This is a genomic window from Streptococcus cristatus, from assembly GCF_001588905.1.
GTDB classification, from domain to species: domain Bacteria; phylum Bacillota; class Bacilli; order Lactobacillales; family Streptococcaceae; genus Streptococcus; species Streptococcus cristatus_N.
Genome location: NZ_LAWH01000008.1, coordinates 40,724 through 51,483 on the forward strand (window position 1 = coordinate 40,724; position 10,760 = coordinate 51,483).

The 10,760-nt window shown below is 46.7% G+C and carries 11 protein-coding genes; all 11 read left to right on the plus strand.

The features are described 5' to 3' along the window. Nucleotides 1-33: 33 nt before the first annotated feature. The 11 genes from A0765_RS01715 (at nucleotide 34) to A0765_RS01765 (ending at nucleotide 10,664) form a co-directional block, all read left to right on the plus strand. On the plus strand, nucleotides 34-723 hold the full coding sequence (locus A0765_RS01715; RefSeq protein ID WP_062004366.1) for a gamma-glutamyl-gamma-aminobutyrate hydrolase family protein: 690 nt from the start codon (nucleotides 34-36) through the stop codon (nucleotides 721-723). 254 nt (nucleotides 724-977) lie between these two features. Continuing rightward, a complete protein-coding gene (locus A0765_RS01720; RefSeq protein ID WP_062004368.1) occupies nucleotides 978-1,427 on the plus strand; it encodes an 8-oxo-dGTP diphosphatase in 450 nt (149 codons plus the stop codon). 84 nt (nucleotides 1,428-1,511) lie between these two features. After that, the gene (locus A0765_RS01725) at nucleotides 1,512-1,955 is read left to right on the plus strand and encodes a dUTP diphosphatase (protein ID WP_062004369.1); all 444 of its coding nucleotides are present in this window, start codon (nucleotides 1,512-1,514) and stop codon (nucleotides 1,953-1,955) included. Then, nucleotides 1,906-2,472 carry a histidine phosphatase family protein gene (locus A0765_RS01730; RefSeq protein ID WP_257000784.1) on the plus strand — a complete coding sequence of 189 codons (567 nt, stop codon included), beginning with the start codon at nucleotides 1,906-1,908 and terminating at the stop codon, nucleotides 2,470-2,472. The genes A0765_RS01725 and A0765_RS01730 overlap by 50 nt, the downstream gene beginning before the upstream one ends. 10 nt (nucleotides 2,473-2,482) lie before the next feature. Further along, nucleotides 2,483-3,850 (plus strand): DNA repair protein RadA, encoded by a 1,368-nt coding sequence (gene radA, locus A0765_RS01735; RefSeq protein WP_081108111.1) that lies wholly within the window; start codon nucleotides 2,483-2,485, stop codon nucleotides 3,848-3,850. A gap of 72 nt (nucleotides 3,851-3,922) precedes the next feature. Next, nucleotides 3,923-4,618 (plus strand): TIGR00266 family protein, encoded by a 696-nt coding sequence (locus tag A0765_RS01740; protein ID WP_005591607.1) that lies wholly within the window; start codon nucleotides 3,923-3,925, stop codon nucleotides 4,616-4,618. A gap of 167 nt (nucleotides 4,619-4,785) precedes the next feature. Further along, nucleotides 4,786-5,280 carry a beta-class carbonic anhydrase gene (locus A0765_RS01745; protein WP_062004372.1) on the plus strand — a complete coding sequence of 165 codons (495 nt, stop codon included), beginning with the start codon at nucleotides 4,786-4,788 and terminating at the stop codon, nucleotides 5,278-5,280. Between the two features lie 102 nt (nucleotides 5,281-5,382). After that, nucleotides 5,383-6,249 (plus strand): ABC transporter permease, encoded by an 867-nt coding sequence (locus tag A0765_RS01750; protein ID WP_062004373.1) that lies wholly within the window; start codon nucleotides 5,383-5,385, stop codon nucleotides 6,247-6,249. Next, nucleotides 6,246-7,004 carry an ABC transporter ATP-binding protein gene (locus A0765_RS01755; RefSeq protein WP_005591610.1) on the plus strand — a complete coding sequence of 253 codons (759 nt, stop codon included), beginning with the start codon at nucleotides 6,246-6,248 and terminating at the stop codon, nucleotides 7,002-7,004. Before A0765_RS01750 ends, A0765_RS01755 begins: the two co-directional genes overlap by 4 nt. A 677-nt stretch (nucleotides 7,005-7,681) precedes the next feature. Next, on the plus strand, nucleotides 7,682-8,719 hold the full coding sequence (locus A0765_RS01760) for an alcohol dehydrogenase catalytic domain-containing protein (protein WP_062004374.1): 1,038 nt from the start codon (nucleotides 7,682-7,684) through the stop codon (nucleotides 8,717-8,719). Between the two features lie 241 nt (nucleotides 8,720-8,960). Next, nucleotides 8,961-10,664 carry an alpha-L-fucosidase gene (locus tag A0765_RS01765; protein ID WP_062004375.1) on the plus strand — a complete coding sequence of 568 codons (1,704 nt, stop codon included), beginning with the start codon at nucleotides 8,961-8,963 and terminating at the stop codon, nucleotides 10,662-10,664. The last annotated feature ends 96 nt before the right edge of the window (nucleotides 10,665-10,760 follow it).

Genomic DNA, 10,760 nt, shown 5'->3' on the forward strand with positions numbered 1-10,760 from the left:
GATATTCTATATCAAGTTAAGGAGGGATCATCTATGTGCAGAACAATTGTTGGAGTGTCGGCTAATCTTTGTCCAGTGGATCAGGCGGGCAAAAACATTCATTCATCTGTATCTTGCAAATTTGCCGAAAGCATCAAGCTGGTCGGCGGTCTGCCCATGGTGATTCCTGTTGGGGATAAAAGTCTGGTCAAGGACTATATAGAAACCATTGATAAGCTCATTCTATCAGGCGGTCAAAATGTTCATCCACAGTTTTATGGAGAGGAAAAGGCCATCGATAGCGATGATTACAATCTGCCTCGGGATGAGTTTGAGCTGGCACTCTTAAAGGAAGCTATTCGTCAGGATAAGCCGGTCTTGGCCATCTGCCGTGGTCTGCAGCTGGTCAATGTCGCTTTTGGTGGCACGCTTAATCAGCAGATTGACAATCATTGGCAGGGGCAACCATTTGGGACTTCGCACTCCATTCGTACAGAGAAAGGCAGTGTTGTGGAGCGGTTATTTGGTCAGGCCAGCCAGATTAATTCTGTCCATCGCCAAAGCATCAAGGACTTGGCGCCTAATTTCCGAGCAACTGCCTTTGACCCAAGGGATAATACCATCGAAGCGATTGAGGCTGTGGATGGCAGTCGTATCATCGGCCTTCAGTGGCATCCAGAGTTTTTGATCAACGAAGAAAAGGGCAACTTAGAGCTATTTCAATATCTTTTGCAAGAATTATAAAATCTAAAATTATTTTTAGCTAATTTTAAGATAAGCTTTATATAATATAACCATCAAATGAAGACCTCCTAACTTTATTTGATGAAATCCTAAAACTTTTCTTTTTCATAATAATCTCCCTATAAGAACCGCCCAATCGGCGGTTTTTTTGCTGGAAGGGCTGAGAAATCTGGATTTTCATCAATTTGATGCCTTTTATGTTATAATGAATCACAGCAGGCCGAGCGAATCAGTCGGTAGATGGAGGAGCAGAGATGTCAAGAGCGGAGCGAGTTATTTTAACAAATATGTGTATGGTTTATGATGGAGACCGCATTTTAGTGCAAAACAAAGTAAATGATGATTGGACCGGCCTCTGCTTTCCAGGCGGTCATGTTGAACATCGTGAGTCCTTTGTCAAATCAGTGATACGGGAAATCAAGGAAGAAACGGGCCTGACGATCTATGAGCCTCGCTTGTGTGGTGTCAAGCAGTTTTACACTGAAAAAGATGAGCGCTATATCGTTTTTCTTTACAAGACCAATCGTTTTGAGGGAGAACTGGTCTCATCCGAAGAAGGCGAGGTATTCTGGATTGACCGCAAAGACCTTGACCGCTACTCGCTGGCCGTGAGCTTTCAGGAAATGTATCAGGTTTTCACGTCAGATTTGACGGAGCAGTTTACCTACCTAGAGGATGGAGAGATTATCAGAGGCCTATACTAGGGAGAATCGCCAATCGGCGGTTTTTTTGCTTGTTTTTTGCGAATTTAGTATAATAGGGACAGTAAAAATAGAAAAGAGGACTGTATGAAAATTCGTGGATTCGAGCTGGTTTCCAGCTTTCCAAATGAAGATTTATTACCCAAGAGAGAGACGGCTCACGCAGCGGGCTACGACTTGAAAGTAGCAGAGCGCACCATCATTGCGCCGGGGGAGATTAAGCTGGTTCCGACGGGTGTCAAGGCCTATATGCAGCCGGGCGAGGTGCTTTATCTTTACGACCGCTCGTCCAATCCTCGTAAAAAAGGCCTGGTTTTAATTAACTCCGTTGGGGTCATCGACGGCGACTACTATGGCAATCCTGGAAATGAAGGCCATATCTTTGCTCAGATGCAGAACATCACGGACCAAGAGGTTGTACTGGAAGTGGGTGACCGCATTGTGCAGGCAGTCTTCGCACCATTTCTGATGGCGGATGGGGATGAAGCCAACGGTGTGCGGACCGGCGGATTTGGCTCTACTGGGCATTGAGATGAAAGTGATCTTTGTGCGCCATGGTGAGCCTGATTACCATGAGTTAGAGGAGCGTTCTTATACTGGCTTTGGTCTGGATTTGGCGCCTTTATCTGAGCAGGGAAGACGGCAGGCTCAGGAACTTTGCCAGCATCCTTTATTGCGTTCAGCTGATTTGCTGGTGTCTTCTGCAATGACGCGAGCTTTAGAAACGGCATCTTATGTGGCTTGTGCCACTGGCCTTCCTTTGAGAGTGGAGCCTTTGCTACACGAATGGCAGGTTTATCAAACGGGAAGAGGGAACTTTGAAAAAGCTCGAAGCCTGTTTTTAGAAAATAATGGTGCCTTGCTCCCCAGTAGTCCTATTCAGTATGAGACGGCTGAGGAGATGAAGGCTCGTTTTGTAGACTGTATGGCAAAGTATCGAGATTACCAGACAGTAGTCCTTGTAGCCCATCGCATGCTGATCCGTCAGTTTGTGCCAAATGAGCAAATTGATTTTTGCCAAGTGATTGAGTGTGAGATAGAGATATAGAAAGAGGTTTATCATCGCTAAGAAAAAGACGACCTTTGTCTGTCAAAATTGTGAATACCATTCGCCCAAATACCTAGGCCGCTGTCCCAACTGCGGCTCTTGGTCTTCTTTTGTTGAGGAGGTAGAGGCCTCAGAAGTCAAGCATGCCCGTGTTTCCTTGACAGGCGAAAAGACCCGGCCCATGAAGCTGGCTGAGGTCACTTCGATTGATGTCAACCGGACAAAGACAGAAATGGACGAGTTCAATCGTGTGCTGGGTGGAGGAGTCGTGCCTGGCAGTTTGGTCCTGATTGGCGGGGATCCCGGCATCGGGAAGTCTACCTTGCTTCTGCAGGTGTCCACTCAGCTTTCTCATCAGGGCACCGTCCTTTATGTCAGTGGGGAGGAATCAGCTGAGCAGATTAAGCTGCGGGCGGAGCGCCTCGGTGATATTGACAGTGAATTTTATCTCTACGCCGAGACCAATATGCAAAACATCCGCACGGAGATTGAGAAAATCAAGCCAGATTTTCTGATTATCGACTCTATACAGACGGTGATGTCGCCGGAAATTTCCAGTGTTCAAGGCTCTGTCTCTCAGGTTCGCGAGGTGACAGCCGAGCTCATGCAACTGGCCAAGACCAATAATATCGCGACCTTTATCGTTGGCCACATGACCAAGGAAGGGACTTTGGCCGGCCCTCGAACGCTAGAGCACATGGTGGACACCGTGCTTTATTTTGAGGGCGAACGCCAGCACACTTTCCGTATCTTGAGAGCAGTCAAGAACCGCTTTGGCTCAACCAATGAGATTGGCATTTTTGAGATGCAATCTGGCGGGCTAGTTGAGGTTATCAATCCAAGTGAAGTCTTTCTAGAAGAGCGACTGGATGGCGCGACAGGTTCTTCTATTGTCGTGACCATGGAAGGGACGCGGCCAATTTTGGCAGAGGTGCAGGCCTTGGTGACACCGACCATGTTCGGCAATGCCAAGCGAACCACGACTGGACTGGACTTTAACCGAGCCAGCCTCATCATGGCAGTTCTGGAAAAGAGGGCGGGGCTCCTCCTGCAAAATCAGGATGCCTACCTCAAGTCAGCTGGAGGTGTCAAACTAGATGAGCCAGCGATTGATTTGGCGGTGGCGGTAGCCATTGCTTCCAGCTACAAGGATCTGCCTACCAATCCTCAAGAGTGCTTTATCGGTGAAATTGGCCTGACTGGTGAAATCCGTCGAGTCAATCGCATCGAGCAGCGCATCAACGAAGCAGCGAAGCTAGGATTCACCAAGATATATGCTCCCAAAAACTCTCTGAACGGCCTCAAGGTGCCAGACAATATCCAAGTCATCGGTGTGACAACAATTGGGGAAGTCTTGAAAAAAGTCTTTGCTGGATGATTTTCTTTGTTTTAGATTGCAAAAATATTTTATTATTGCTATAATTTTCTTAAAAACAAGGAGGGAACTCTTATGCAATTTTCCATGGATAGCAACATGCAATTTCCACTCGTTGACCTCTACCTCAATCAAGGAGAGACAGTCTTTATCCAGCGTGGCAGTATGGTCTATCACACGCCTAATGTAACCTTGAACACTCAGCTCAATGCTAACGGTTCGGGTTTGGGACGCTTTGTCAAGGCAGTCGGCCGTTCCATGGTGTCGGGTGAAAGTACCTTCATCACCCAAGCTGTCGCCCAGTCCGATAACGGTTTTCTAGCTTTAGCACCAGAAGTTCCCGGCCAAGTTATTCCCCTTTATCTGGGAGAAAAGCAGTACCGGCTCAATGACGGTGCCTTTCTAGCTCTGGACGGTACAGCTTACTATACGATGGAGCGCCAGTCTGTTGGCAAGGCAATATTTGGCGGTCAAGGTGGCCTCTTCGTCATGACGACTCAAGGTCAGGGCACTCTCTTGGCCAATGCCTATGGATCGATTAGGAAAATTGAACTAAATAACCAAGAAGTAACCATTGATAATGCTCATGTCGTAGCTTGGAGTCAGTCCTTGGATTATAATATCCATCTGGAAAATGGTTTCTGGCAGTCGATCGGAACGGGAGAAGGAGTTGTCAACACCTTCCGAGGCACTGGGGAAATCTATGTTCAAAGTCTCAATCTTCAAAGCTTTGCAGGCTCACTCAGCCGCTATATCGCAAAAGGTTCATAGAAAGGTGTGGATGAATTTCCGCACCTTTCTTGCATTTTTCTTTTATTTTTTCATAAAAAACGGACATTTTTGCTTTATCTAGATCCGAAAACTGACAAAAGTCTCAAAAGATGATAAGATGGTAGGAAATGGTTTGACTATCAAATAAATTCTAGTAAGGGGAAAGAATGTCCTATTTTGAAAATTTTATGAAGGCCAATCAAGCCTATGTGGACCTGCATGGAACCTCCCACCTGCCGATTAAGCCCAAGACCAAGGTGGCAATCGTGACCTGCATGGACTCTAGGCTACACGTGGCTCAGGCTCTGGGCTTGGCGCTGGGAGATGCTCATATCTTGCGCAACGCTGGCGGTCGGGTGACGGAGGACATGATTCGTTCGCTGGTCATCTCTCAGCAGCAGATGGGTACGCGGGAAATTGTAGTCTTGCACCATACGGATTGCGGTGCACAGACTTTCAAAAATGAAGAATTTGCTGCTTTTCTCAATCAAGAGCTGGGCGTTGATGTTAGCGGTCAGGATTTCCTTCCTTTTACAGATGTGGAGGGAAGTGTGCGGGAAGACGTGGAGCTTCTTCGCCAATCACCCCTAATCCCAGATGATGTAGAGATCTCAGGAGCAGTATATGACGTTGCTACAGGTCGAATGACCGTCGTTCAGTAATTACCTAGGAAAGTCAATTTATCTGTCGGTATTTCGGCATTGAAATTGGCTGCTTTTTTGTGTTAAAATAGAATACGATTTTAATTTAGTTAGGACAATAAGATGATTCTTTCCATTATTTCACAAGGTCTGGTCTGGGCCATTTTAGGTTTGGGGATTTTCATGACTTTTCGGATTTTGAATTTTCCAGATATGACGACGGAAGGTTCCTTTCCTTTAGGTGGGGCGGTAGCTGTCACCTTGATTACCAAGGGGGTGAACCCTTTCTTGGCAACGGCAGCTGCGGTGTTGGCGGGCTGTCTGGCAGGTTTGGCGACTGGGCTTCTCTATACCAAGGGCAAGATTCCGACCCTGCTGTCAGGAATTTTGGTCATGACCTCTTGTCATTCCATCATGCTCATGATCATGGGACGGGCCAACCTAGGTTTGCTGGGAACTCGACAGATTCAGGACTTTTTGCCCTTCTCTGGGGAAATCAATAATCTCCTGACAGGCTTGATTTTTGTCAGTTTGGTTATTGTCGCTCTGCTCTTTTTCCTAGATACCAAGCTGGGACAGGCCTACATCGCAACCGGGGACAATCCTGATATGGCGCGTAGTTTCGGTATCAATACTGGCCGCATGGAATTGATGGGCATGATCTTGTCTAATGGCGTCATTGCCTTGTCTGGTGCTCTGATTGCCCAGCAGGAGGGCTATGCAGATGTGTCCCGCGGGATTGGGGTTATCGTCGTCGGATTGGCCAGTCTGATTATCGGGGAAGTCCTTTTTAGGGGCCTGACCTTGGCTGAACGTCTGATTACCATTGTGGTTGGTGCCATTGCCTACCAGTTTCTGATTTGGGGTGTCATTGCTCTTGGCTTCAACACGAGCTATCTCCGTCTCTACAGTGCGGTTATCTTGGCGATCTGCCTCATGATTCCGACCTTGAAAAATACATTCTTTAAAGGAGCTAAGTTAAGCAAATGACAGCGATTGTAGAATTAAAAAATGCCAGCAAGCGGGTCAATAACGGCTTTGATGAAGAAAAGGTCATCCTAAACGATGTGTCGCTGGAGATTCATGAGCATGATTTTATCACAATTTTGGGCGGCAATGGAGCAGGGAAGTCAACTCTTTTTAATGTGATTGCCGGCACGCTCTCTCTGAGCAGCGGTAGCATTTATATCTTGGGCGAAAATGTGACCAACTTTTCACCTGAAAAGAGAGCTAAATATCTGTCGCGAGTCTTTCAAGATCCCAAGATGGGAACGGCTCCTCGGATGACAGTGGCGGAAAACCTGCTGATTGCCAAGTTTCGTGGCGAATCCCGTGGCCTAGTCCCTCGTCGGCTGAATAGCTATCGGCAGGAGTTTCAGGAGACCATTGATAAGATTGGCAATGGTCTGGAAAAACATCTGGATACGCCGATTGAGTTTCTCTCTGGTGGTCAGAGACAGGCTTTGAGTCTGCTCATGGCGACTCTCAAGCGTCCGGAACTCCTTCTTTTGGACGAGCATACAGCAGCGCTGGATCCCAAGACCAGTGTGGCCCTTATGGAGTTGACTGACGACTTTGTCCGCAGAGACCAGCTGACAGCCCTCATGATTACCCATCACATGGAGGATGCTCTCAAATACGGCAACCGTCTGATTGTCATGAAGGAAGGTCAGATCATCCAAGACCTCAAGCAAGAAGAAAAAGCCAAGATGACCATAGCGGACTACTATGGCTTGTTTGAATAGGGTGAAGAGCTGATAGTTTCGGCTCTTTTTCGTTATAAAATTATGCAAAAACTTTTAATTTTTATTGTAAACGCTTGCAATCTTTTGTGGAGAGGAGTATAATATAAGTAAAGATAGGGAAAGGAAAAACTTAATTTCGCATTCGATTTGCTTTGCTGATATATTTATTTGTAACATATAAGTCGTTGCTTTACTGGACTATTGGTTAGATCATTGGGTAGGCCTGCTTAGCCTATCTGATTATGACAGTGGGATAGAAAGTAGAAGCTTTTAGATGGTTTTCAGTCTTCGAGATGTTAACCGATAGTTGCTTTGTGATTAATATTTCTAATGCTAAGATAAAAGAAAATCATTAGCGCTTAAAGGAATTAAAAATTTAATAATCAACAATCATTGTTAGTCAGTTCCGAATGGAATAAACTGATTGCTCCCATATCAGCAAGGTGAATCAGACCTCTAGCAGAGTCACGCTAGAGGTCATTTTGATGGATTCAGCGGCTGTTACTGGAGTCTGCCCTTAGCTAGTGAGGACTAAGAAAGCAACTTTTAAAAAGCGATGAGGTAGGGATTGAGCGCTTGCTGGAGAAGAAAATGTCCCCAAAGCTCTTTTGGCTTTTTTTAGTTTATCTATCTGAAAAGTGATATAATATAGTTAGTAAAACACAAGGAGAAATGCAATGAAATCAGCAGTTTATCTCAAGGCTGGTCAAGTTGGACTAGTAGAAATGGCTCATCCGCAAATTCTAGATCCAGATGATGCCATTATCCGTATTGTTCGTACCTGTGTCTGCGGCTCTGACCTCTGGAGTTATCGAAATGAGCAGGTGAAACCTGGGCACATGAACAGTGGACACGAGGCGATCGGGATTGTCGAGGAAGTCGGTGATGCAGTAATGACTGTGAAAGCAGGCGATTTTGTCATTGCTCCATTTACCCATGGATGTGGGGACTGTGACGCTTGCCGGGCAGGATATGACGGGACTTGTGACCGGCATGTTGGCAATAACTGGTCAGATGGGGTGCAAGCAGAATATATGCGCTTCAAGTATGCCAACTGGGCTTTGGTGAAAATTCCGGGTCAGCCGTCAGATTATTCAGAAGGGATGCTTAAGTCCTTCTTGTCGCTGGCTGATGTCATGCCGACAGGCTACCATGCAGCGCGTGTGGCGGATGTTAAAGCAGGTGACAAGGTAGTCGTCATCGGTGATGGCGCTGTTGGGCAATGCGCTGTTATCGCCGCTAAGATGCGTGGTGCTTCCCAAATCGTCCTCATGAGCCGTCATGAAGACCGGCAAAAGATGGCGTTTGAATCAGGAGCGACAGCTGTTGTTGCTGAACGTGGAGAAGAAGGCATTGCCAAGGTGCGCGAAATCCTCGGTGGCGGAGCTGATGCTGCGCTCGAATGTGTCGGAACAGAAGCAGCTGTTGACCAAGCGCTTGGAGTCCTTCACAACGGCGGCCGATTAGGCTTTGTTGGTGTTCCCCACTATAATAATCGTGCCCTTGGTTCCACCTTTGCACAAAACATCACAGTGGCGGGTGGCGCAGCCTCTGTCACAACCTACGACAAACAACTCTTATTGAAAGCAGTTCTTGATGGCGATATCAATCCAGGTCGCGTCTTTACTTCCAGCTATAATCTAGAAGAGATCGATCAAGCTTATAAAGATATGAATGAACGCAAGACCATTAAGTCGTTGATTGTCCTTGACTGAGTTTTTTGTCAACATTATCATGCTAGGGGATCTTAAAGGCACTCAAAGGAATTTGAAATTCTGAGAGATCAGTAAAAGGATTTGCAAGGACTAGGTCAGGATTTTCAGTCTTCCACAAATTATAGAAGAAAGAGTAGCTTTTTAGGAAGTCAAAAAGGAGGCGTTGTTAGCGTCCTCTTTTTTTGCTATAGTGGAGCTAGAGAAGAGATTGACTAGGAAGAAATGAGGAATAGCGGGACATATGAAAAAATTGGAAGAGATTGCGGATTTTGGTCCCTTGCCTTCGGCGGCTCAGTTGGCTTATCATCGAGATGAATTGGCCGCTTTTATCCATTTTGGCATCAATACTTTTTACGAGCAGGAATGGGGAAATGGTCAAGAAGATCCCAAGCGTTTCAATCCGACTAAACTAGATACAGACCAGTGGATCAGGGTTCTGAAAGAAACAGGTTTTAAACGGGTTATTGTCGTGGTCAAGCATCATGATGGCTTTGTTCTTTATCCGAGCCGCTATACAGACTACACGGTAGCTGCCAGTCCGTGGAGAGATGGTCAGGGTGACCTCTTGGCTGAGATTTCCCGCTCAGCCAGTCAGTATGATATGGATTTGGGGCTTTATCTTTCGCCTTGGGATGCCCACAGCCCGCTCTATCATGTAGATACTCAAAAAGCCTACAATGAATATTATCAGCAGCAATTAGAAGAAATCTTGAGCAATCCGCTTTATGGTAATAAAGGAAAATTTGTAGAAATCTGGATGGATGGGGCGCGTGGCGAAGGTGCGCAAAAGCTTACCTATGATTTTGAAGCTTGGTTTGAAACCATTCGTCGCTATCAAAAGGACGCTGTCATTTTCTCAACTGAGGCGACTGAATTGCGTTGGATTGGCAATGAAAGTGGTCGAGCTGGCGATCCCTTGTGGCAGAAGATTCGGCCAGAAAAGCTAAGTGAGCAGACACCGCCTGTCTATCTTTGCCATGGCGATCCAGAAGGTACGCACTATTCTGTCGGAGAAGCAGATGTTTCCCTGCGTTCGGGTTGGTTTTATCATGAAAGTCAGCAACCCAAGTCCTTAGTGGATTTGCTGGATATTTATCTGGCTTCGGTGGGGCGGGGGACACCGCTTTTGCTCAATGTGCCTCCGACCAAGGAGGGCTTGTTGGCGGAAGTTGATGTCCAGCGCCTGCAGGAATTCCATCAGGTGATTTCTGGCCTTTACGATGAAGACTTGGCTGCGGAAGCTGAAGTCACAAGTAGCAGTGAAAGGGCAGGCTATCCAGCAAGCAATCTGACGGACGGCCAAAGGGAGACCTTCTGGGCTCCGAATGCGGAGGAAACTTCCTATGTCTTAGAGATTGACCTCGGTCGCAGTTGCACTTTTAATTTGCTAGAAATCAGAGAACCGATTGCCAAAGGGCAACGGATCGCAGGTTTTATTCTAGAAGTGAAGAAAGAGGATGACTGGGCTGTCTTTGCCCGTGGTCATACGATTGGCCATAAGCGTCTACTTTTGGGTGAAATGGTCGAGGCTCGTTACTTGCGCTTGATTTTGACGGATTTTCAAGCCTTGCCACTGTTGAGTAAGCTGGGCGTGTACAGGACACCAGCGATTATGGAGGAAGAGAAGAGACCTTCTGGTTTGGTACTTTCACAAGCAGCGGACACAGTAATCGGGGGGCAATTGACTCAGATTAGTCTACGTCGTTTAGATGGGCTGGAGCAGGCGGAGCAGATTCGACTGGTTACGGAGCCTGGCACAGGAACGCACGGAACGGCTTATGAGGATCAAATCTGGGATGTGAGCTTTGCTTCGGGCGAGAGCAACAAAGAGCTGACCTTATCAACCTTGGCTTTCACAGGTCAGCAAGAATTGAATTTTTACCTTTGCGCCAGCCGTGAGGATGGTCGTCAAAGCAGACTCAAGATTGAGGTCAAGGGGAGTTAGAATGAAAAAAGAGAGTGGGACAGAAATCGGTAATTGGTTAGAATTCGATTTCGTCGTCCCACCTCCGCACAGTTGAGTAGGGCTGTAAAAGCTGAT